This is a genomic window from Bacillus sp. FSL W8-1127 (assembly GCF_038006725.1).
GTDB classification, from domain to species: Bacteria; Bacillota; Bacilli; order Bacillales; family DSM-4216; genus Bacillus_O; species Bacillus_O smithii.
On sequence record NZ_JBBOVU010000001.1, the window covers coordinates 3,470,120 to 3,493,762 of the forward strand.

At 40.2% G+C, this 23,643-nt stretch carries 23 protein-coding genes; 3 read left to right on the forward strand and 20 right to left on the reverse strand.

Annotated features, from left to right (window positions below; all coding sequences use genetic code 11):
• Window positions 1–47: 47 nt before the first annotated feature.
• From NST12_RS16230 to ychF, 9 genes are all read right to left on the reverse strand, one after another.
• Window positions 48–1,340, reverse strand: a complete 1,293-nt coding sequence (locus NST12_RS16230) for an adenylosuccinate synthase (RefSeq protein ID WP_003353447.1) — start codon at window positions 1,338–1,340, stop codon at window positions 48–50.
• A gap of 404 nt (window positions 1,341–1,744) precedes the next feature.
• The gene (gene dnaB / locus NST12_RS16235) at window positions 1,745–3,109 is read right to left on the reverse strand and encodes a replicative DNA helicase (protein ID WP_003353446.1); all 1,365 of its coding nucleotides are present in this window, start codon (window positions 3,107–3,109) and stop codon (window positions 1,745–1,747) included.
• Between the two features lie 209 nt (window positions 3,110–3,318).
• Window positions 3,319–3,768, reverse strand: a complete 450-nt coding sequence (gene rplI / locus NST12_RS16240) for a 50S ribosomal protein L9 (RefSeq protein WP_003353445.1) — start codon at window positions 3,766–3,768, stop codon at window positions 3,319–3,321.
• A complete protein-coding gene (locus tag NST12_RS16245; RefSeq protein ID WP_328203270.1) occupies window positions 3,765–5,738 on the reverse strand; it encodes a DHH family phosphoesterase in 1,974 nt (657 codons plus the stop codon). Before NST12_RS16245 ends, rplI begins: the two co-directional genes overlap by 4 nt.
• 16 nt (window positions 5,739–5,754) lie before the next feature.
• Window positions 5,755–6,696, reverse strand: coding sequence for a YybS family protein (locus tag NST12_RS16250; RefSeq protein ID WP_328203267.1), 942 nt, complete (start codon window positions 6,694–6,696; stop codon window positions 5,755–5,757).
• A 223-nt stretch (window positions 6,697–6,919) separates the two neighbouring features.
• Complete coding sequence (gene rpsR / locus NST12_RS16255) at window positions 6,920–7,156, reverse strand: 30S ribosomal protein S18 (RefSeq protein ID WP_003353442.1); 237 nt, start codon at window positions 7,154–7,156, stop codon at window positions 6,920–6,922.
• Between the two features lie 26 nt (window positions 7,157–7,182).
• The gene (ssb, locus tag NST12_RS16260; protein WP_048624326.1) at window positions 7,183–7,680 is read right to left on the reverse strand and encodes a single-stranded DNA-binding protein; all 498 of its coding nucleotides are present in this window, start codon (window positions 7,678–7,680) and stop codon (window positions 7,183–7,185) included.
• A 69-nt stretch (window positions 7,681–7,749) separates the two neighbouring features.
• Window positions 7,750–8,037 (reverse strand): 30S ribosomal protein S6, encoded by a 288-nt coding sequence (gene rpsF, locus NST12_RS16265; RefSeq protein ID WP_048624327.1) that lies wholly within the window; start codon window positions 8,035–8,037, stop codon window positions 7,750–7,752.
• A gap of 350 nt (window positions 8,038–8,387) precedes the next feature.
• Complete coding sequence (ychF, locus tag NST12_RS16270; RefSeq protein WP_048624328.1) at window positions 8,388–9,488, reverse strand: redox-regulated ATPase YchF; 1,101 nt, start codon at window positions 9,486–9,488, stop codon at window positions 8,388–8,390.
• Between the two features lie 88 nt (window positions 9,489–9,576).
• On the opposite strand from ychF, the gene NST12_RS16275 reads away from it, so the two are divergent.
• On the forward strand, window positions 9,577–9,951 hold the full coding sequence (locus NST12_RS16275; protein ID WP_048624329.1) for a hypothetical protein: 375 nt from the start codon (window positions 9,577–9,579) through the stop codon (window positions 9,949–9,951).
• 18 nt (window positions 9,952–9,969) lie between these two features.
• Here the strand turns inward: NST12_RS16275 and NST12_RS16280 are convergent, their stop codons facing one another.
• Together NST12_RS16280 and NST12_RS16285 are read right to left on the reverse strand one after the other, a co-directional pair.
• Window positions 9,970–10,173 carry a DUF951 domain-containing protein gene (locus tag NST12_RS16280; protein WP_003353436.1) on the reverse strand — a complete coding sequence of 68 codons (204 nt, stop codon included), beginning with the start codon at window positions 10,171–10,173 and terminating at the stop codon, window positions 9,970–9,972.
• A 14-nt stretch (window positions 10,174–10,187) separates the two neighbouring features.
• Complete coding sequence (locus NST12_RS16285) at window positions 10,188–11,087, reverse strand: mechanosensitive ion channel family protein (protein WP_048624330.1); 900 nt, start codon at window positions 11,085–11,087, stop codon at window positions 10,188–10,190.
• 181 nt (window positions 11,088–11,268) lie between these two features.
• Between NST12_RS16285 and yyaC the strand changes: the two genes are divergently transcribed.
• Window positions 11,269–11,883 (forward strand): spore protease YyaC, encoded by a 615-nt coding sequence (yyaC, locus tag NST12_RS16290; protein WP_327797419.1) that lies wholly within the window; start codon window positions 11,269–11,271, stop codon window positions 11,881–11,883.
• A 45-nt stretch (window positions 11,884–11,928) separates the two neighbouring features.
• On the opposite strand, the gene NST12_RS16295 is transcribed toward yyaC, so the two are convergent.
• The 7 genes from NST12_RS16295 to mnmE all read right to left on the reverse strand — a co-directional run bounded on the left by NST12_RS16295 (window position 11,929) and on the right by mnmE (window position 19,948).
• The gene (locus NST12_RS16295; protein ID WP_048624332.1) at window positions 11,929–12,636 is read right to left on the reverse strand and encodes a DUF554 domain-containing protein; all 708 of its coding nucleotides are present in this window, start codon (window positions 12,634–12,636) and stop codon (window positions 11,929–11,931) included.
• A 148-nt stretch (window positions 12,637–12,784) separates the two neighbouring features.
• Window positions 12,785–13,642 (reverse strand): ParB/RepB/Spo0J family partition protein, encoded by an 858-nt coding sequence (locus NST12_RS16300; RefSeq protein WP_048624333.1) that lies wholly within the window; start codon window positions 13,640–13,642, stop codon window positions 12,785–12,787.
• Window positions 13,635–14,396: a ParA family protein gene (locus NST12_RS16305; RefSeq protein WP_003353431.1), complete on the reverse strand. Its 762-nt coding sequence runs from the start codon at window positions 14,394–14,396 to the stop codon at window positions 13,635–13,637. Before NST12_RS16305 ends, NST12_RS16300 begins: the two co-directional genes overlap by 8 nt.
• Window positions 14,397–14,688: 292 nt before the next feature.
• On the reverse strand, window positions 14,689–15,543 hold the full coding sequence (gene noc / locus NST12_RS16310; RefSeq protein ID WP_048624334.1) for a nucleoid occlusion protein: 855 nt from the start codon (window positions 15,541–15,543) through the stop codon (window positions 14,689–14,691).
• Window positions 15,544–15,738: 195 nt separating this feature from the next.
• Window positions 15,739–16,455: a 16S rRNA (guanine(527)-N(7))-methyltransferase RsmG gene (gene rsmG, locus NST12_RS16315; RefSeq protein WP_048624335.1), complete on the reverse strand. Its 717-nt coding sequence runs from the start codon at window positions 16,453–16,455 to the stop codon at window positions 15,739–15,741.
• 191 nt (window positions 16,456–16,646) lie between these two features.
• Window positions 16,647–18,536, reverse strand: a complete 1,890-nt coding sequence (gene mnmG / locus NST12_RS16320; protein WP_341102088.1) for a tRNA uridine-5-carboxymethylaminomethyl(34) synthesis enzyme MnmG — start codon at window positions 18,534–18,536, stop codon at window positions 16,647–16,649.
• A 32-nt stretch (window positions 18,537–18,568) separates the two neighbouring features.
• On the reverse strand, window positions 18,569–19,948 hold the full coding sequence (mnmE, locus tag NST12_RS16325) for a tRNA uridine-5-carboxymethylaminomethyl(34) synthesis GTPase MnmE (protein WP_187118544.1): 1,380 nt from the start codon (window positions 19,946–19,948) through the stop codon (window positions 18,569–18,571).
• A 503-nt stretch (window positions 19,949–20,451) separates the two neighbouring features.
• Here mnmE and NST12_RS16330 point away from each other — a divergent pair.
• On the forward strand, window positions 20,452–21,813 hold the full coding sequence (locus tag NST12_RS16330; protein ID WP_048622333.1) for an IS1182 family transposase: 1,362 nt from the start codon (window positions 20,452–20,454) through the stop codon (window positions 21,811–21,813).
• A 643-nt stretch (window positions 21,814–22,456) separates the two neighbouring features.
• Here NST12_RS16330 and rnpA read toward each other — a convergent pair.
• Window positions 22,457–22,813, reverse strand: coding sequence for a ribonuclease P protein component (gene rnpA, locus NST12_RS16335; RefSeq protein WP_048624337.1), 357 nt, complete (start codon window positions 22,811–22,813; stop codon window positions 22,457–22,459).
• Window positions 22,814–22,910: 97 nt separating this feature from the next.
• Complete coding sequence (rpmH, locus tag NST12_RS16340) at window positions 22,911–23,045, reverse strand: 50S ribosomal protein L34 (RefSeq protein WP_003353423.1); 135 nt, start codon at window positions 23,043–23,045, stop codon at window positions 22,911–22,913.
• Window positions 23,046–23,643 lie beyond the last annotated feature (598 nt).

Genomic DNA, 23,643 nt, shown 5'->3' on the forward strand with positions numbered 1-23,643 from the left:
GTAAACTTCGGAGGAGTCCAATCTTTAAGAAGTCAGCCTATTTTTGTTTAATTTTGCGACCAGACGCTGCGCACCACATTTGTTTGCGAACGATCTGGACCGACCGAAAAGAGGGAAAGAGGAATACCGGTCAACTGCGAAATACGTTCCACATAATGGCGAGCATTTTCCGGAAGTTCATCCAACGTTTTACAACCGGTAATATCTTCTGTCCATCCTGGCAATTCTTCATAAACAGGTTCGCATTCTGACAGCACGCGCAAATTGGCAGGATAATGGCTCAATATTTGGTCTTTATACCGGTAAGCAGTGCAAATTTTTACCGTCTTTAACCCTGTCAGCACATCGATCGAATTCAGTGATAAATCCGTTATGCCACTGACACGGCGAGCATGACGTACCACTACACTATCAAACCAGCCGACACGACGCGGACGGCCGGTTGTGGTTCCATACTCGCGGCCAACTTCACGAATATGGTCGCCTATTTCATCATGCAGTTCTGTTGGAAAAGGACCGTCTCCAACACGGGATGTATAGGCTTTGCACACACCGACAACATGATTGATTTTAGTCGGACCTACGCCAGATCCAATAGTCACACCGCCAGCAACCGGGTTAGAAGATGTCACAAACGGATATGTACCTTGGTCGATATCGAGCATGACTCCTTGAGCTCCTTCAAAAAGCACACGGCGCCCTTCATCAATCGCATCGTTTAATACTACGGACGTATCACACACATACTTTTTGATCTGCTGTCCGTATTCGTAATACTCATCTAAAATGTCTTCCAATTTAAAGCCTTCTGTTTCATAAAAACGTTCCAATAGACGATTTTTTTCTTTTAAATTGTGGGCAAGCTTTTCTTCAAATATTTCTCTATCCAGCAAATCCGCAATGCGAATGCCGACTCGCGCCGCCTTATCCATGTAAGCAGGGCCAATTCCTTTTTTCGTCGTACCGATTTTGTTGGCTCCTTTACGCTCTTCTTCCACTTCATCCAGCTTCAAATGATAAGGAAGGATCACATGAGCCCGGTCGCTAATACGCAAATTTTCTGTGGATACACCGTGGTCTCGCAAGTAATTGAGCTCTTCAACAAGCGCTTTGGGATCAATCACCACACCGTTTCCAATCACGCATATTTTTTCTTTATAAAAAATCCCTGAGGGAATTAAATGAAGTTTATATGTCACTCCATTCACACGGACTGTGTGACCGGCATTATTGCCTCCTTGGTAGCGAGCAACCACTTCAGCATGCTCGGACAAAAAGTCCGTTATTTTTCCTTTTCCTTCGTCCCCCCACTGGGTTCCAACCACAACTACTGATGACATTCTCCGCACCTCCGCAAGGTCCTTTAATCGTTTCTATTGTTTAAACCGGCAGAAAACTCAAAAGTCATGTTTGAGATCCCGGTCTGAACAACTTCCATGTTCAAGATACCACCATCACTTGGAAGATGAACTTTTCAGTTTTGGCACCTTTTTTATTTTACCAATATCTTCTCTTGTTAGTCAATTCAAAATCCGAACATTTATTTTTATATAAATTGTTTTCGTTCGTAAAAATCATTTTTCACGAGCAAAAAAATTCCGTGATGACAATAGAGAGCAAGCGAAAAGGCCCCTTTTGGCTAATTTCGTTTTATTCCTTCAATACCTAATGATTCACAAATCTCGACATGGGATTGTTTAACCGCCTAAAAAAGAGAGGCATTTTTTCAGAAGATATGCCTCTCTTATGCTCCCGGCGGAATGGAAGCTTCATCATACCGCCGTTCCAAATTGACAAATTTATTGTATTCTTTTATAAAAGCCAGTTGAACAGTGCCAACAGGACCGTTTCTTTGCTTTGCAATGATGATTTCAATAATGTTCTTATTCTCAGATTCTTTATCATAATAATCATCCCGATACAAAAAAGCTACAATATCGGCATCTTGCTCTATAGCTCCCGATTCACGGATATCCGACATCATCGGCCGTTTATCCTGGCGCTGTTCCACTCCACGAGACAGCTGAGATAAAGCAATGACAGGGACTTCCAATTCTCTTGCCAACGCTTTTAACGATCGGGAGATTTCCGACACTTCTTGCTGGCGGTTTTCTCCAGAGCGTCCGCTGCCTTGAATCAGCTGCAAATAATCAATGACGATCATGCCAAGTCCATGTTCTTGTTTTAAACGGCGACACTTGGCCCTAATTTCGTTGATGCGAATGCCCGGTGTATCGTCTATAAAAATGCCGGCATTGGACAAGCTTCCCATTGCCATCGTTAATTTTCGCCAATCTTCTTCCGTCAAAGTCCCTGTCCGCAAGTTTTGGGCATTGATATTCCCTTCCGCACACAACATCCGCATGACGAGCTGCTCAGCCCCCATTTCCAAACTGAAAATGGCTACATTTTCATCGGTCTTTGTAGCGACATTTTGGGCAATATTGAGTGCAAAAGCCGTTTTCCCGACAGATGGACGGGCGGCGACAATAATTAAATCGCTGCGCTGGAATCCCGCGGTCATCCGATCCAATTCAGCGAATCCAGTCGGAATTCCGGTTACATCACCTTTGCGATTATGAAGCATCTCAATATTGTCATACGTCCGGACGAGTACGTCTTTTATATTGTGAAACCCAGAAGTATTTTTTCTCTGGGCAACTTCCATAATTCTTTTTTCCGCATCGTTTAACAGATCGTCAACATCGTCTTCTCGTGTGTAGCCTTCTTGGGCAATCTCTGTCGCTGTTCGAATTAACCTTCTCAATAACGATTTTTCTTCAACAATTTTAGCGTAATATTCAATATTGGCGGCTGTCGGTACGCTTCCGGCAAGTTCCGTCAAATACGCTACCCCGCCGACATCCTCCAAATTGTTGGAAGCAGCCAATTCTTCTGTAACGGTAATCACATCCACCGCTTTTCCTTCATCACTTAACTTCAGCATCACACTGAAAATTTTTTGGTTGGCGCTTCGGTAAAAATCAGTAGGACTTAAAATCTCCGACGCGGTGATCAAAGCAGAAGGTTCTAAAAATATAGCCCCTAAAACGGCTTGTTCCGCTTCTATATTTTGCGGTGGAATTCTATCCATCAATAGATCACTCATCATAACCACTCCCAAATGGTTAGAAGGTATTCAGAGTCCCTCATGAAAAGAAGGCCGACTCACAGAGTTCGCCCTCCAAATTCACAATATATAGACAAGGATGATGGATATAGTTTATCTATATATTGTCAAAGGGATCTTAACCCTCTGAATCAGCCCTTTTCTTTTAACTATTTTATCATGAAAACAAGCCGAACGGTTTGGTAAAATTAGTTGTCTTCTGAAACATGAACTTTTAACACGGCCGTAACGTCGGGATGAAGCTTAACCGGAACGTTCGTATATCCCAATGAACGAATGGCATCGTCCAATTCAATTTTCCGTTTATCCAGTTTAATTTTATGGGTTTTGTTTAATTCTTCCGCGATTTGTTTGCTTGTGACAGAGCCGAACAATCGCCCGCCTTCTCCAGCTTTTGCTTTTAATTCCACCGTCGTGTTTTCAAGAACTTCTTTTAATTTTTTAGCATTTTCCAGTTCTTGCTTTGCCAATTCCGCTTCTTTTTTCTTTTGTGCTTCCAAAGCTTTTAAATTGGCTGGCGTCGCTTCGATCGCCAAATTCTTTTTGAATAAGAAATTGTGGGCGTATCCATCGGCCACATTTTTAATTTCTCCTTTTTTTCCTTTGCCTTTTACATCTTGAAGGAATATTACTTTCATGATTCCATTCCCCCTTCTACATATTTTTGAATAGCTTTCCAAAGTCGAACTTCGACTTCCTCGATGGTCGTATCCTCCAGTTGTGTTGCGGCGTTGGTCAAATGTCCTCCGCCTTCCAATTCCTCCATAATTAGCTGTACATTGACGTCACCAAGAGAACGGGCGCTGACTCCCACTTTGTTATCTTTCCGCTTGGCAATGACAAAGGAGGCTCTCACGCCGTCCATCATAAGCAACGTGTCGGCTGCCTGCGCGATCAAAACGGGATCGTATTCCTCTTCTTCGCTTCCCACGGCAACCGCAATTCCATTTGGCTGGATGGATACAGTTTCAATTAGTTTTGAACGCTGAATATACATATCAATATTTTCTTTTAAAAATTTTTGAACTAGAACGGTATCAGCTCCTTGTGCCCTCAAGTAGGAAGCTGCATCAAATGTCCGTGATCCGGTTCTCAATGAGAAGCTTTTGGTGTCCACCGTAATTCCGGCAAGCAGAGCCGTCGCCTCCAGCATGGAGATTTTTTCTTCTTTTGGCTGGTACTCTAGTAATTCCGTTACCAACTCTGAAGTAGAGGAGGAGTATGGTTCCATATAGACGAGCATCGGATTTTGGACGAAATCCTCCCCTCGGCGATGATGATCGACTACCACTATCTTCTCTATTTTACTCAATAATTTCTCATCAATCACGAGCGAAGGCTTATGAGTATCCACTACTACCAGCAACGTTTTTTCTGTGACCATTTCCAACGCCTCATCCGGAGTAATAAAGCGCGAATAGAGGTCAGGGTCTTTCTTCACTTCCGCCAGCAGCCGTTTCACACCCTTATCCATTTGAGAAAAATTTAATACGACATAGCCTTCCTTCTGATTCATACGAGCCATTTTGCTTATCCCTATGGCCGCGCCGATAGCGTCCATATCCGGATATTTATGGCCCATCACCATTACTTTATCGCTGGCAATCATCAATTCCTTTAACGCGTGAGAAATCACTCGCGCGCGAACTCTAGTCCTTTTTTCCATTGGATTGGTTTTTCCACCGTAAAACTTGACTTTTCCACTCGATTCTTTAATGGCAACTTGGTCGCCTCCACGCCCAAGGGCTAAGTCCAAACTGGATTGTGCCAACGTCCCCAGTTCCGGCAGAGACATTGCGCCCGTTCCAATTCCAAAACTCAAAGTTAGCGGAACATTATGCTTAGAAGTCAATTCCCGTACTTCATCTAATACAGAAAATTTTTCTTTTTCAAGTTTTTTTAAAATCCCCTCATTGAAAACGGCAACAAATCTTTCCGTAGAAGTTCTCTTCAGAAAAATTCCAAACTCTTTTGCCCACTTATTTAATTGAGAAGTCACCATACTATTTAGGCTGCTTCGAGTTTGATCATCCATTCCTTGTGTAAGATCATCATAATTATCCAAATATATAATTGCAATCACCGTTTTAGCGTCTTTAAATTTCCTGACCATTTCTTGATGGTCCGTTTCATCAAACAGATACATAAGCCGTTCTTCCGGCTTAAACACCACCCGAAACTGCCTGTCATGTAAAGTCACAATCTCTTCCCTTGATTCCTGTTTGATCATCGGTACGAGTTCTTCCGCTACTTCATAAAGTGACCGTCCTATTAACGTTTCTTCCTTAAAATAAGAAGCAAAAAAAGGATTTGTCCATTCAATGTAGAGATCCTCGTTAAAAAGCAAGATCCCAATCGGCATTTCCATCAAAGCTTCTTCTCCCACTCGTTTGACACGATAAGAAAGCGTTGAGATATACTCTTCAATTTCGTGGGAAATCAATCGCTCTGAACGGAAAATTTGAAAAAATAGAGCAGCTATAATGATAAACCCAATGAGGCTTAACCACCAGTAAAATAGCGCTAGCACAGATAACAAAGCAATGGACATAATGATTAATCCGATCAACGGATACCTTATGTTCCGCCTGTTATAATAAGAAAGCATAACTTCAGCTCCTAAGTCATGGTTTTTGTTGGAGGCGCTGTTTTAAATCAAAACCTAAATCCATTATACCTAATATCCGGACAAGATAAAGCACCGGAAAAAAGAGAAAAGAAAGAACTGTCAGCGCTGTTGGGACCGCTTTCGGCCAATTTTTTAAGTTCCCGAAAAAGTAAAGAAACGAGATCCCTTGAATGGTGAGACAGATTTGCAGCATAAATAACAAATTTATATAAATCATATACCACATACTCCCATTTTCAGGAACAAAGATAATGGCTGCGATTAAAACGATGATATAATACCATAATACGCTTTTCGGCATTTGCCATTCACGGATAGGCTTCCAAGAGGGAACCTCAACCCCTAATCTTTTCAAAATCGGAAAATGGATGACTGTAAACAGGAAAACCATGACAAACGAAGAAACGACAAATATACTTGGCACAAGAGCACGGAAATAGTCCATGCCAAATTCGAATTGCTCCATTGCTTTGTCAGGAACGGGCTCTCCCAGTTGATCCATCATATGAACGGATCGCTCAAACGATTCTCTCAACATTTTCATGGAATCATCAATTAAATTAAAATGGAAGAAAAGAACAGCGACCACGTATTGAATGATCGTATTGGCCAAAAAGACCAAACTTCCCGCCATATAAACAGAGAACTTCCCTTTTTTTCGATAAAGAAAATAACCCATCGCCGCACCTGTTGTTCCATAGGCAAACCCAATCGAAACAGCGACAATATTTCCCGTTATCATAGATATGATAATGGCTGCAATGATGAGCATGACTGAGTTTTTGGCAGGGTATTTTGCGCTGTATATGAAAAACGGCAATATAAGAAAAAAGCTTGATGCAATCCAAAGTACCGGTATGTAAAGAGTGATGAGTAACAGGACTGCATAGAGAGCGAGCATCATCGCTCCTTCCGTTAATATTCGCGTATTTTTCACAAAAACACCTCTCTATGTCATGGTAAGTTGCTTAAGTTCATCACTTACCATTTTAGCTTTCATATCACGATGATTCAATATTCTTGGCAGACTGTTGAAATCGCTCTGTTTTATGGAATGTGCAGAAGAAACACAGATTTCATCCTATTAAACAGATGGCGCTTATTTTACAAATAAGCAAAAGCAGCAAGGATTCCATTCCCTGCTGCTTACTAAGAAAACCTTATTTATCTTCCGCTACATATGGCAGAAGTGCCATTTGACGTGCTCGTTTGATGGCACGAGTTAATTGGCGTTGATATTTCGCACTTGTTCCAGTTACACGGCGCGGAAGAATTTTTCCACGTTCAGAAATGAACTTTTTCAGAAGATCTACATCTTTATAGTCAATGTGTGTAATGCCGTTAGCTGTAAAATAGCACACTTTCCGGCGTCTGCGTCCGCCTCTGCGTCCAGCCATGTGATTCCCTCCTTTTCTTTATTCGCTTAAAATGGAAGATCATCATCGGAAATATCAATTTGTTGTCCATCGTTGGCAAATGGATCTTCATCTACACGTGTATAATTTTCATTTCTTTGTTGATTCTGATTTGGGCTAAACGGAAAATCCTGAGATTTCTGGCCGCTATAAAATCCGTTTTCACCGCCGCGATTATTGGTAACGCTGCGTGGCTCTAAAAATTGAACGCTTTCGGCTAGAACTTCTGTTACATATACACGTCTTCCATCTTGTGCTTCATAGTTTCGTGTTTGCAAACGGCCGTCAACGCCAGCTAAACTACCTTTTTTTAAGTAGTTTGCCACGTTTTCAGCCGGGCGCCGCCATACTACACAATTAATAAAGTCAGCTTCTCTTTCGCCCTGTTGATTCGTATAATTTCGATTGACAGCAAGAGTAAAGGTAGCAACCGCTACTCCATTCGGTGTATATCGAAGCTCAGGATCCCTTGTTAACCGACCGACCAAAACGACACGGTTCATCATCAGAATCAACCCCTTTTTTACACGTGTTCCACGTGAAACATATATGATTCAAATTTCATTTTCATCAAATTATTCATCTTCTTTTACAACAATGTGGCGAAGAATATCGTCGTTGATTTTTGCCAAACGGTCAAATTCTTGAACAGCTTCCGGATTCGACTTCACATGAACAATGTGGTAAATTCCTTCGCGGAAGTCGTTAATTTCGTAGGCTAAACGACGTTTTCCCCACTCTTTCGAATCGATGATTTCCGCACCTTTGGAAGACAAAATATTGTCAAAACGTTCTACGATTGATTTTTTCGTTTCATCGTCAACGTTTGGGCGGATAATATACATAAGTTCGTACTTTCTCATCTTTCTTTCACCTCCTCATGGTCTATGCGGCTCTTTTTCACATAAAAGAGCAAGGAGTAACAATCTTTCATTACTCACAATTTGATAGTATACCATAGTTTTAACGAAAAAGCAATTTCCCATAAATGTTGTGCAGTATAAAAAAACGATGGTAATGTGTATCTATCATTGTCTTGTTTATTATACCATAAACAGAACGAATGTTCCTGATTATTTTTTAAAATCTGAAAAAAAGATCGCTTTTCAACTGAAGCTTGTATTTTCAACTGTTACAAAATAATTTGTTTCCTTAATATACACTGAAAAGAAAAAATCCGCTAAAAACACAGCGGATTTTCCCATCAACTTCATTATACGTTGAAACGGAAATGAATGACATCTCCATCCTGCACGACATAATCTTTTCCTTCCAGTCGCACTTTGCCGGCTTCGCGGGCCCCAACCATAGAACCTGCTTCGATTAAGTCTTCATAAGAAACCACTTCCGCCCGGATAAATCCTCGTTCAAAATCCGAATGGATAATACCGGCGCATTCCGGTGCTTTCATTCCTTTTTTAAACGTCCAAGCACGCACTTCCGGCTCACCCGCCGTAAAATACGTCGCCAAACCAAGCAAATGATAAGCAGCGCGAATCAATTGATCAAGCCCTGATTCTTCGATGCCTAGTTCTTGAAGGAACATCGCTTTTTCTTCATCCTCCAATTCGGCGATCTCTTCCTCAATCTTTGCACATACCACGATGACTTCAGCATTGTCTTTTTCTGCAAATTCACGTACTTGCTGTACATATTGGTTGTTGGAGGCGTCCGCTGCATCGTCTTCTCCTACATTGGCGACATAAAGAACCGGTTTCATCGTCAACAATTGGAAACCTTTCACAAGTTTTTCTTGTTCTTCGGTGAATTCTACCGTACGAGCCGGTTTTTCCGCTTCAAAGGCTTCTTTTAATTTGCTCAACACTTCAAATTCAGCCATAGCTGCTTTATCTTTTTGCTTCGCGATCTTTTCCACTTTTCCAATTCGCTTTTCTACTGTTTCCAAGTCCGCTAAAATTAATTCTAAATTGATCGTTTCTATATCGGCAATCGGATCTACTTTTCCAGCAACATGGGTAATATTTTCATCGGCAAAACATCTTACGACATGACAAATCGCATCCACTTGGCGAATATGGGAAAGAAATTTATTTCCTAATCCTTCCCCTTTGCTGGCACCTTTTACAATTCCGGCAATATCTGTGAATTCAAAAGTGGTCGGAACGATTTTTTTGGGATGAACGATCTCTGCCAATCGATTAAGACGTTGATCCGGAACTTCCACCATTCCTACATTGGGATCAATCGTACAAAATGGATAGTTCGCTGATTCCGCTCCCGCCTTTGTAATCGCATTAAATAAGGTAGATTTTCCAACGTTCGGCAAGCCGACAATTCCGGCTGTTAAAGCCATAAATAGTCACTCCTCTATTTATATAACTTTCATCCATAACTGTTCTGCTTTCTAAAAACGGCTGCAACAAAGAAAAGGATATTTATAAATGAGCCTCTTTCCTCTTGAAAAAAGAATAAAAAATTGTCAGTCTACAATAAAACCTTTTCCAATTATAGAGATAAGAAAGAAAAATGACAAGAACCGCGTCTTGGCATCTCTTTTAATCCTGTTCCGAATACTTCCAATGAAAAAGAGTGAACGTCTTTGTCATCAAGAGATAGGCTTTTTTGTGATTCAAGAAGCATCTCAAATGACAAACCATTGTCATATCGTGGAAACATTACAAAACAGCTGTGTGGCAAAGGAAAACTTTTTTGACAAAGAAAAAGACTTAGTGGTTCTCATCAAAGATTGTAAGATTTCTCCATTTTTTCAATGGACAAATAAGAGGCCAATTTTGATAGAGGGAACAATCCTCTGAAAATGGCCTCATTTTCGTCTAGTTTTCCTGATCAGCCGATTCCAATACCCTTTTCATTTTTTTCACAAACTCTTTTCTTGGAATCAACACACTATGACCGCAGCCCTGGCATTTTATACGGATGTCCATCCCCATTCGGATGATTTGCCAACGGTTCGTTCCACATGGATGCTGCTTTTTCATTTCTACAATATCATGCAGCTGAAAAGTTTTGGTGTCCATACACGATCACCCTCCTAACTCGTCTCCGTGTCTTTTCTTCCAATCATGTTTTCTTTTTCTTCACGCGAATACATGACAAGACGCGGAAATGGGATTTCGATGCCTTTTTCATCTAGACACAATTTTACTTCTTTTCTTATCATTCGGGCAATATACATATGGTTCATGGGAGTTGTTTCGGCAACAATTCTCAATACTACTTCCGTTGCCCCCATGTTTTGGATGCCAAGCAGCTGTGGTGGAGCAACTAACTCTTCGTATTTATCGGGAAGGGTCTTTAAGAGCTCTTCAATCGTTTGCTCCACTTCCTCAATATTTTCTTCATAAGCAACGGTAACGTCGACAATCGCTAAACTGTTGTGCAAAGAAAAGTTCGTCACTTCTGTTATACTGCCATTAGGCAAAATATGAAGCTCTCCTGTCCAGCTTTTGATTTTTGTCGTCCGCAGCCCGATTTCTTCCACATATCCTTCATATTTGCCAATACGGATATAGTCGCCTACTGAGAATTGATCCTCAAAAATAATGAAAAATCCCGTAATGACATCTTTAACTAAACTTTGCGCTCCAAAACCAACAGCCAGACCAACTACTCCAGCACCCGCGATCAAACCTTTTATATCAAATGTCATAATCGACAGTATATTAACAAAAGCGATAAAATACACCACATAGGTAAGAACATTTTCCAGCAGCCTTAATAAGGTGTTTTCCCTTCTTTCCGAAAAGTTTAAAGGAGATTTCGCACGCAATTTAAAGATATTACGGATCATCACTTTTCCGATTCGAATCACAATAGCTGCCAGCAATATCGTTACGGTGATTTTCAGCGCTCCTTCACCAATGGACAGCCATAAATCTTCATTGGTCAATCTTTCCCATAACCGCTCAATCAATCTATCCCAAGTTTTCAAGTCGGTCCCCCCCTTTTGGTTATCATTTAACGAAAACATTGATCTATTTTCGAAACGAACATTCCTTTTTTATCCAGTAATGGATATTGCAGATAGATATTTTGGCAAGATTGTGCATTCCCACGTATAGAAAAATTGGTTTATCCGTATACTATAATACATCCGGAAGGGAGCGGTATAAATGAATATAAAAAATTGGCTGGACAAGAAAATAGAGCCTGTAAAAATTCACTATGAAGATGAAAACGCCGTCCAAATCATTTCAAAACAGCTTGTCTCACTTCTGCCTAAACAAAATCGGCCGATCGTATTCATATGTATCGGAACCGATCGGTCTACTGGCGATTCATTAGGGCCTTTAGTTGGGACATTGCTGGAAGAAAAACAGCTTTCTTCTTTTCATGTTTTGGGAACGTTGGACGATCCGGTTCATGCGGTAAATTTACAGGAAAAATTACATAAAGTACACAGCACTTTTGACAATCCGTTTATTATTGGAATCGACGCATGCCTGGGCCGCTTAAAAAGCATTGGATGTATCCAAATCGATCTAGGGCCCGTCAAACCTGGAGCGGGTGTTCAAAAAGATCTGCCCCCTGTAGGCGATGCCCATTTAACTGGCATCGTGAACGTCAGCGGATTCATGGAGTTTTTTGTTCTTCAAAATACCCGTTTAAATTTAGTGATGAAAATGGCCAAAATCATATCGCGAGGCATTTTAGAGGCGTCCTACCTTTATCCCGTCAAAAAATCTTTTTATCCATTGGAACTGAAAGAAAGGCAACAGCTCCCATAAAAATACTGGCTGCCCACTTTACTATGATCATATCATTAGCAGTTATCAAACAAAATAGTAAAAAATTACAAGAATGACCGTCACCACAAGGCTTGGCAAAAAATTGGCCACTTTGATTTTCGTTAACCCAAGAACGTTTAAGCCAATCGCGAAGATCATAATTCCTCCAACCGATGTCATTTCGGTAATAAAGGAATCTATCATTTCTTTTGGGACGAAATGGTTAATTTGTGTGGCAAACAAAGCGATCAAACCTTCATATAGAAAAACAGGTATAGCCGAAAATAAAACTCCCATTCCGAGAGTGGAGCTTAAAATAAGCGCCGTAAATCCATCCAGAATGGACTTCGTAAACAGCACTTGATGATTTCCCCTTATACCGCTGTCTAAAGCACCCACAATGCCCATGGCGCCAATAACAAAAATGAGCGTAGCGGTCACAAATCCTTCAGAAATGCTCCCACTACGGTTTGAATGATTGCCTATTTTTCTTTCGATCCATATGCCTAACTGATTTAATTTGTCTTCCAACGCCATCCATTCTCCGATGACAACACCGGCAACTAAACTGATCACAACGGCCAAAAAATTTTCGCTCTTCAATCCCATTTGCAGACCAAGCACTAATACAGCCAATCCGATCGCATGCATTACCGCATTTTTAATGCCTTCCGGTATATTGTGTAAAAATTTCCCTATAATCGAGCCGGCTAAAATGCTCAATCCGTTAACCAACGAGCCCAAAAGCACCATTCCAATTTCCTCCAATACTTCCGAAGTTGTTACAATCTTGAAGCGGCATTGTCATTATCTTGCGTTTTCGATGATATCGATAAGAATTCGCAGGAAATCTCGATTTAAAACAAAGCCCAAAAAATAAACCATCGTTGGATGGTTTTCTTTATCTTTCTTGCTGATCGAGCAGCTGAAGGATTCGATTTAAATCCTCTTTTGAAAAAAATTCAATCTCGATTTTTCCCTTTTCTTTATTTTTTCCTTGGCGAATCACCACATTGGTTCCCAGTCGATCTCGTAAAATGCTTTCTTGCTCTTTCAGAAAGACATCTTTTTCTTCTTTTTTCTTTTTTGTTTCACGTGAAACATTTTCGTTTAATTGCTGAATTAATTTTTCAAGCTGGCGGACATTGAGATGTTCTTTCATCACTTTTTCGACTAAATAAGGCAGCTTTTCTTTTTTCTTTAACCCCAGCAACGCTCTCCCATGTCCCATGGAGATTTTCCCGTCCGAAATATAAGCTTGAATTTCAGGTGGTAGAGAAAGAAGACGAAGATGATTGGCTATATGTGGACGGCTTTTTCCTAATCTATTCGCTAATTCTTCCTGAGTTAAACCAAGTTTATCCATTAGCATTTGATAGGCGGCTGCTTCTTCAATAGGTGTTAAATCCTCCCGCTGCAGGTTTTCAAGAACAGCCAGTTCCATCATTTGCTCATCTTTCATTTCTCGTACAATCACCGGGACTTTTTCCAATCCCGCTTCTTTTGCCGCTCGAAAACGTCTTTCCCCTGCAACAATCTCATATCCCTTTATACTCTTTCTGACAATCAACGGCTGCAGCACTCCATGTTCTGCTATGGATTGCTCTAATTCTTTAATTTTTTCTTTATGGAAAATTTTCCGTGGCTGATAAGGATTAGGGCGCAGTTCTTTTAATTTTACTTCTTTGATGACTTCTTCATTGGCCGGTTCCAAATTTTTAAATAGGGCGTCTATTCCTTTCCCGAGTCCCTTAGCCATTCATGGCCACCTCCTTGGCAAAATCTAAATAAACATCTGCTCCCCTTGATTTGGGATCATAAAGTATAATAGGCTTCCCATGGCTAGGCGCTTCACTCAGCCGGACATTGCGGGGAATGATCGTTCGATAGACTTTATCCTGAAAATATTTTTTGACTTCTTCAATGACTTGAATACCCAGATTCGTCCGAGCATCCAGCATGGTAAGAAGAACGCCGTCAATAGTAAGATCATGGTTTAAATGTTTTTGGACAAGACGAACGGTATTTAAAAGTTGGCTCAGCCCCTCGAGAGCATAATATTCGCATTGAACGGGAATAATTACGGAATCAGCTGCTGCCAATGCATTAATCGTTAACAAACCTAATGAAGGGGGACAATCTATAATAATGAAATCATATTCATGCTTGATTTTATCCAATGCGCTTTTCAATCGCACTTCCCGGGAAATAGTGGGGACGAGTTCAATCTCAGCACCTGCAAGATTGATCGTTGCCGGAACAACATACAAATTTTCAACAGCGGTCGGGTTCACTATTTTGGCTATATCAGCATCATCAACTAAAACATCATAAATGCATTGCTGAATTTCTCCCTTTTCAATACCGGCACCGCTCGTTGCATTTCCTTGAGGATCGATATCTACGAGCAGAACCTTTTTTCCTATGTAAGCAAGACAAGCGCCCAAATTGACGGATGTCGTTGTTTTCCCCACTCCTCCTTTTTGATTTGCAATTGCTATGACCTTGCCCACGGTTTTCACCTACCTTTTTGCTCTACCAATTATGTAATCTATTTTATCAAAGGCTGTGTTAAAGTACAGTGCAGATTTAACCACGATAGAATAAAGCGAAACTTACTTTTTTAAAAGATTCTTAAATCTAAATTAATCTAAATTAATTTTTTAAAATCAAATTTTTTTGTTTATTTAAGAGGGAGAAAGATTAAGAGGAGACTGGTTGTATCGATGCAATGAAGACAAATGTGAAAAGTCCATGAAAAAGTGAGAAACATTTATGAAATTGAATGCTTCTCACTCACGTAATCTATGATTTTTTTTTCGGGATTCGAATGGTAATTTGATAAAACTCTCCTAAATCTTTTTCTTCTGAATCCAGCTTGATTCCACTTTTTGCAACCATGGTAAGGGACTGTCTGATCGTATTAACCGCAATTCTCATATCTTTGCTGATTGCTTTTTTTCTCGGTTTCGGTTTTGCCGGTGTTTTGTCTAACATTTTGGCAACTCGTTCTTCGGTTTGTTTGACATTCAAATTTTTCTCGATAATTTCATTCAACAGCTGAATTTGTTTTTCAGGATCTTTGAGAGGAATGAGCGCCCTCGCATGTCTTTCTGTAATGTTTTTTTTCAATAAAGACTCTTGGATTTCTTGAGGCAGTTTTAGGAGACGAAGCTTATTGGCCACAGTGGATTGACCTTTTCCCAGCCTTTGAGCTAAAGCCTCTTGAGTTAAATTATGAAGCTCTAACAGCTTGCCGTAAGCCATTGCCTCTTCTATGGGTGAAAGCTCTTCCCTCTGTAAGTTTTCGATTAAGGCCACAGAAGCTGTTTCCGTATCATTTAAATTCTTTATAATAGCCGGTACCGTTTCCCATCCTAATTTCTGGACAGCCCGCCAACGTCTCTCGCCAGCAATGATTTCATATTTTCCTTGCTCAAATTCCCTGACAACAATCGGCTGAATAATCCCATGCGTATGAATTGTTCTGGATAATTCTATTATTTTTTCATCATCAAAAATCGTTCTCGGCTGAAAACGATTGGGGATAATTTGGGATATGGGGATGTGTTTTACTTCTTCTCTCTCACTCGTTATTTCTTGCGTTTCATCAACTTCTTTTTCACCCAAACCAAAAAAACGAGAGAAAGGATGCTTCATCGTCCTCCACCACCTTTAGGAAACTCCCTTATTACATATTCTTTATCTTGACGACAAGTTCCTGCAAAACCAATGGTCAATTCGTGTTTTTCAATAATCTTCTTTCGACATATTTTTATATATTTCCCGGAAAATATTTTGACGGTCCGGACTTTTCCCTCTCTATAATAACTTTTTTCTCCTTATTATGGAACGTTATTCCAACGGCATTTTATTAGGCACTCCAGGCTTGCGCGGATATTTTTTAGGCGTTTGTTTTACTTTTTCAATCCAGATAATATTTCTTTCGCTTTGTTCGTACGGCAACAGAAACGATCCAATTTCTTTGATTTTGCCTCCCAAAGTGGAGATGGCTTTTTCAGCCGCACGCAGTTCTTCTTGGGCATGGGCAGCTTTCATCGCCAAAAAGGCTCCATTTTCTTTCACAAGCGGCAAACACAGTTCGCTCAACACCGACATTCTGGCAACGGCTCTAGCCGTGACCACATCGTAATGCTCGCGATGCTCTTTCTTTTGTCCAAAACTTTCTGCGCGGTCATGGTAAAAGGACGTATTTTCCAATTTCAATGTTTTGGCTAATTCCTCCAAAAAGGTAATTCGTTTTTTCAAAGAATCGACAATGGTTATTTTTAACGATGGAAATACGATTTTTAAAGGAATGCTTGGAAAACCGGCCCCCGCTCCCACGTCACATACCGACCATTCTTTGCGAAAATCGTAATAAAAAGCAGCGGAAATCGAATCATAAAAATGTTTTAAATAGACTTCTTCCCGATCGGTTATGGCAGTCAAATTCATTCGCTCGTTCCAGTCCACAAGCATTTCGTAATAGCGTTCGAATTGCTCAAGCTGAAAAGAAGTCAATATAATTCCTTTTTCTTTAAGTTTTTCTTGAAATTGATCAATGTTCATGACTTCATCATTCCCTATTTTGATTCTCTCACTTATAGGCAGTCATCCCCCACTTGTTCAAATCGACAAAAAGTGGGGGACATTTTTTGAAAAAAACTATTTGCAGTGTCTTTTATGGAACCTTTCTCCCACATGCTAACGCATTCGTTCAGCTTGACGCTTCCGGGAAAATGATCCGATCCATATTCATTTTAATTAGCGATGCGTGCAATTTTTCCTTGTTCAATATAAACAAGCAAAATGGAAATATCCGCCGGATTGACGCCGGAAATACGTGACGCTTGAGCAATCGACAACGGCCGCACTTTTTTTAATTTTTGTCGAGCTTCTGTGGCAAGACCGTTGATGGCATCATAATCAATATCTTCCGGAATCTTTTTATTTTCCATTTTTTTTAACTTATCAACTTGCTGCAGCGATTTTTGAATATATCCTTCATATTTAATCTGAATTTCAACTTGTTCTTCGACTTCTGGGCTTAACTCTTTTTCGGCCGGAACGATTTTTTTGATATGGTCATATGTCATTTCCGGTCTTTTCAGCAAGTCTGAAGCTCGGATCCCATCCTTAAGCGGGCTTCCTCCTGCTTCTGAAATCAGCTGCTGTACCTCTTCATTCGGCTTGATGATAGTGGATTTCAGCCGCTTCATTTCATTTTCAATGTCTTGCTTTTTATTTAAAAAGGCTTGATAGCGTTCTTCTTTAATTAATCCAAGCTTGTAGCCAATTTCCGTTAAACGAAGATCGGCATTATCATGACGGAGCAGCAAGCGGTATTCAGCCCGCGATGTCAGCAAACGATACGGTTCGTTCGTTCCTTTTGTCACCAAGTCGTCGATAAGCACTCCAATATAAGCATCGGATCTGCTTAAAATCACTTCTTCTTTTCCATGAACCCGACATGCTGCATTAATACCTGCCATAATCCCTTGTCCAGCTGCTTCTTCATAGCCGGATGTTCCATTAATTTGGCCTGCAGTATACAAATTCTTAATTTTTTTCGTTTCTAGAGTTGGCCACAGTTGTGTTGGCACGATCGCATCATATTCGATGGCATAGCCAGCACGCATTAATTGTGCTTTTTCAAGACCGGGGATAGTTTGCAAAATACGATGTTGCACATCTTCCGGCAGACTCGTAGACAAACCTTGAACATATACTTCCTCAGTATTTCGTCCTTCTGGTTCCAAGAAAATTTGATGACGTGGTTTGTCATGGAAACGAACGACTTTATCTTCAATGGACGGACAATAACGCGGTCCAGTCCCTTTAATCATACCGGAATACATTGGAGACCGGTCCAAGTTGGCATTAATGATTTTGTGTGTTTCCTCATTGGTATATGTCAGCCAGCAAGGGAGCTGGTCGGTGATAAATTTGGTCGTTTCATAACTGAAAGCTCTTGGTTCTTCATCGCCCGGTTGAATTTCCGTTTTGCTGTAATCGATAGTTTTGCTATTGACGCGCGGTGGTGTACCCGTTTTAAATCGAACAATGTCAAATCCAAGTTCTTTTAAATGCTCAGCAAGGCCTATCGAAGGTTGTTGATTATTCGGGCCGCTCGAATATTTCAAGTCTCCGATGATAATTTCCCCGCGCAAATAGGTTCCTGTCGTTAAAACGACTGTTTTTGAACGATACACCGCACCTGTTTTCGTTATAACCCCTTTACATTCATCATTTTCGACAATTAATTTTTCAACCATTCCTTGAACTAATGTTAAATTCGGTTCGTTTTCCAGCGTTTTTTTCATTTCCCGCTGATATAAAACTTTATCCGCTTGCGCTCTTAGCGCACGGACGGCCGGACCTTTACCTGTATTTAACATTCTCATTTGGATATAGGTTTTATCAATATTTTTTCCCATTTCCCCGCCCAATGCGTCAATTTCGCGGACAACAATTCCTTTTGCCGGACCGCCGATTGACGGGTTGCAAGGCATAAATGCGATCATATCCAAGTTGATGGTAATCATTAACGTCTTAGCACCCATTCTGGCAGCAGCCAGGCCTGCTTCGACTCCAGCATGTCCGGCACCGACGACAATGACATCATATTGGCCTGCTTCATATTGCTGCATCGTAATATTCCTCCTCTAAAAAGTACTGATCATTATTTTCCAAGACAGAATTGTGAAAACAGCTGATTGATTAAACTTTCATGGACGCTATCCCCAATGATTTCACCGAGCAATTCCCACGTTCTTGTTAAGTCGATTTGCACCATGTCGACCGGCATAGACGCTTCCACTCCTGCAATCGCATCATTGATCGCATTAAGCGCTTGGTTCAGCAAAGCGATATGGCGACTGTTGGATACATAAGTAGCGTCCTGCGATTCGATCGACCCCTCGAAAAATAGTGAAGCAATCGCCTCCTCCAATTCATCAATTCCTTGTTCTTCCAACAGAGATGTCGTTACGATCTTATGGTTGTTTGCCAGTTTCTGTACCCGTTCCATATCAATTTTTTGGGGAAGATCGGTTTTGTTGACGATGACAATGACGTCCATTCCTTTTGCCGCTTCAAACAATTTTTCATCTTCCGGCGTCAGCTCTTCTGAATAATTTAATACGAGTAGAATTAAATCTGCTTCTTTTAGTACTTGCCGCGACCGTTCCACCCCTATACGTTCGACGATATCTTCCGTTTCCCGGATCCCCGCTGTATCCACTAATCGAAGAGGCACGCCTCTTACATTTACATATTCCTCAATTACATCGCGCGTTGTTCCCGGAATATTGGTGACGATCGCTTTATTTTCATGAACAAGAGCATTCAACAGCGATGATTTTCCTACATTCGGCCGGCCAATAATAACCGTTGACAATCCTTCTCTTAAAATTTTTCCTTGCTGAGACGTCCGTAACAGTTTTTCAATTTCTTGTTTGACGTATAAAGATTTTTTCAAAAGCAGCTCGTGGGTCATTTCTTCCACGTCATCATATTCCGGATAGTCAATATTCACTTCCACGTGAGCGAGCACTTCTAAAATTTCCTGACGAAGTTTACGGATCAACTTGGAAAGGCGTCCTTCTATTTGATTAAGAGCCACATTCATCGCTTTATCGGTTTTGGCGCGGATTAAATCCATCACTGCTTCTGCCTGCGACAAGTCAATACGTCCATTTAAAAAGGCTCTTTTTGTAAATTCACCCGGTTCTGCCATCCGGGCTCCCGAATTTAGTACTAGCTGCAATACACGATTCACCGAAACAAGGCCTCCGTGGCAGTTAATTTCCACCACGTCTTCCCTTGTAAACGTTTTGGGAGCCCTCATGACCGATACCATTACTTCTTCGACAACATTTCCGGTTTGTGGATCATGCAGTTGTCCGTAATGGATCGTATGGGTAGGAACGTCCGCCAATTTTTTTCCATTGGGGCTGTGAAACACTCGATCAGCAATAGAAACAGCATCGGGGCCGCTTAAACGAACGATTGCGATCGCTCCCTCCCCAAGCGGTGTCGAAATAGCCGCAATCGTGTCGATATCCATATCGACTCACCTCTTTTCGTCTCAAACTTTTGATCTATATAAATAAATTGGATTAGTTTTAAATCCTCTAAATTATTAGGTTACCACATAAGGTATTTCAAAAAAAGAACCTTGCTTTTTGTCAAGGCTTGGCTCAGATCTCATTTTATGATTTTCTACCCATAAGTGTATCAAAAAATATCCACAGTATAAACGGATAATGGTATTATTTTAACTTATTCACATGTGAATAACAATAATCAAATCGACCTTCGAACAGGGGCATTATAAACATGTGAATATCTTCGGAAGAAAAGAAAGTTATCAAAGTAAAACGAAGAGAATTAAGTGAGCGGGAAAGAGAAAGGATTGAAATGAGGGATAAGGAGAAAACTTTCACAAAAAACGACACAAGCCTTCTAGCTTGTGTCAGACTGTCGACAAATCCGAAAAAATCGGATTTGCCGACAGTCTTTTTTTGTATAATTAAGATACCGTAATGAATTGAGGTGGATGAAGTGCTAACAAAAAATACACAGATGAATCGTGATCAAATAGAAATGATAGCTTTAGACCAACTTGTACCTGCAGATCATTTGGTTCGTAAAATCGACGCTGCTATTGATTTTTCATTTATCTATTCGCTTGTTCAAGACATGTATTCATCGGAAAGAGGTCGACCAAGTATTGATCCAGTTGTATTGATTAAAATGGCTTTCATCCAATATACCTTCGGTATTCGTTCCATGCGAAAAACTATAGAGGAAATCGAAACGAATCTGGCTTACCGTTGGTTTCTTGGATTTGGTTTTTATGATAAGGTACCTCACTTTTCAACGTTTGGGAAAAACTACGAGCGACGCTTTAAGGATACAGACTTATTTGAACAGATATTCTATCGCATTTTGAAAGAAGCTGCAGATAAGAAGCTGATAAGCAGTGAGCATGTCTTTATTGATTCTACTCATGTCAAAGCGAGTGCGAATAAGCATAAATTTGAGAAGAAAGTGGTTCGAAAAGAAACGAAAGCCTATCAAGCACGTCTACAAGATGAGATAAATGCTGATCGAGAAGCACATGGAAAAAAGCCATTTCCTCCAGATAAATTTGGGAAAGAAGAATATAAAGAAATAAAAGAAAGTACCACTGATCCGGAAAGTGGTTACTACGTAAAAGACGAGCGAACAAAACAGTTTGCTTACTCATTCCATGCTGCTGCGGATCGAAATGGCTTTGTTTTGGGGGCTATTGTAACGCCAGGGAATATTCATGACAGTTCCGTATTGGAGCCACTTCTTGAAAAAGTCATCGAAAAACATGGAAAACCGGTTGTAGTTGCTGCTGACGCTGGATATAAAACTCCCGCCGTTGCCCAATACATATTTGAAAATGATATGACCCCTGCTTTACCTTATACTCGCCCTCGTACAAAGGATGGTTATTTCAAAAAACATGAGTATGTTTACGATGAATACTACGATTGTTATCTTTGTCCGCAAGGACAAGTGTTAAAATATGCAACTACGACGAAGGAAGGCTATCGTCAATATTTTTCTGATCCAGTCCAGTGTAAAGATTGTCCATTCCTCTCGAAGTGCACCCAAAGTAAGGAGCATAAAAAACTGATTCAGCGACATGTATGGGAATTTTATTTAGAGGAAGCTGATCATCTTCGGCATACACAAGAGAATAAGAGCATTTATGCAAGACGGAAAGAAACCATTGAACGTGTTTTTGCTGATGCAAAGGAAAAGCATGGTATGCGTTGGACAACCTTAAGAGGTCTAAAAAAATTGTCCATGCAGGCGATGCTAACTTTTGCTGCAATGAATTTGAAAAAGATGGCTTGCTGGACATGGAAAAGTCCAGCAATAACATAAAATAGACCCCTGGAGGGGTCTATTCCAAACATTTGAAAGCATAAAAGTGACAAAAGGCATCCGAAAGCGCACATTCGGATGCCTTTTGTCTACACTCTGACACAAGCCTTCTAGCTTGTGTTTTTCGTTTATAGAAATCAACAAATTTATACTTAAAATTTTCCTATATTATACAGTTATGAACTTTTCTTGAAATTAGAGCTTCTTTTTCACGCTCCAAATATTAATTTCCACCCGATTTTTGGAGACGGAACGGTGAAAATTTTCTTTTATTTGAGAGAAATGACGACAAAGAGATGGCGTTCCGCTTATTCTGAATGAGTCATCATACAAGCGAAAATGGACGATCTCCCTTTAAATGATTTGATTCTATCAGCGAAATCCCTTTTTTCGCTTTCTGCAAAACTCCTTATTCAACGGCGTCCCGTTTCACTCTCAATCGTGCCAAAAACTGTTTGCACGGCTTCTTTAACGATTTGTCCGATCACCGTATGTTCTTTCATATTTTTCTTCCTGTACCTGACTGTATTCTCTATGCTGATTCCGCAAAAAAACGGACCTCTGTCTGAAAAATGAAAAGCACGAAAAAGTCAGCAATGCATACCTTTATCAATCAATGGATGTCTGCCATCCTACTTTAGGACTAACATTCACTTGAATTCTTGTTTAAAACCTTCGCTTTTTTTAAGACATGAAGCAAACTTTTTTTGGTTTCATGAAAATCCATTTCCGCCGTAGGCTTTCTCGCAATCACCACAAAGTCGAACCCAGGTTTAATATCCTCTTTCAAATCAGTGAATGTTTGCCTTATGTATCGTTTAATCCGATTTCTAATGACCGCTTTCCCTACTTTTTTACTGACGGATAACCCGATCCGAAAGGGCACCTTCTGCTCTTTTGGAAAATAGTACAAAACAAACTGACGGTTCGCCACTGAATTTCCGCCTTTAAACACCCTTTGAAATTCTTTATTTTTCTTAATTCGAAAAGCCTTTTTCATTTTTCTCAGCCCACCTATTTGCTTCTTTACTGCGCTTTTTCGTAAGCTGTTCCGTCTAGCCTAAATGTGAAAAAAGACCACTGAGGTTTTCAGTGGCCTATGCAGACAATACTTTTCTTCCTTTGCTACGACGGCGAGCCAACACTTTTCGTCCGTTTTTCGTACTCATGCGTTTGCGAAAACCATGAACTTTGCTTCTTCTCCGTTTATTTGGTTGATAAGTTCTTTTCATTTTGATAACACCTCCCTGAGGATCGGTTAGTCAACAATAATAGACAGTCTAATTCATTATAAAGATGTCGCAGCTTCATTGTCAACTCGTTTCCCAAAATCTTTGAAACACCCGCCGACGATTTCTATCAGTTTTCAAATTTGAAAATGAAAAAAATGCTCCTTAACATTTTATCCAAAAAGACATCTTCATTACTTTGTGGATATCTTTCGACAGATTTTTTCTTATCCACATAGGATACTAACATGTTTTTAACACATCCCCTGCTTGTGGAAAACTTTTTTGAACATATTTTCGATATTGTGGATAAATAGAGAAAGTCGTTGCAACTGCTTATATTATTTGCTATTATTAATGTGTTTTCACTCTGGATAGCTTTTCGGAATATATACACTTATCCACAATTGTGAATAACCTGTGGAAAAATTATTCCACAGGCTTGCAAAAAAATTATCCACATATTGCGGATTTTGTCGAAAAGCTATTTTTATCTTTATTATATAGTTATCCACTATGCATGGTATGCATATTTATAAATTTTATTTTGAAACCTACTATGAAAATATGAAAGTTGATCATGCCCTAAGGAGGGGACGGC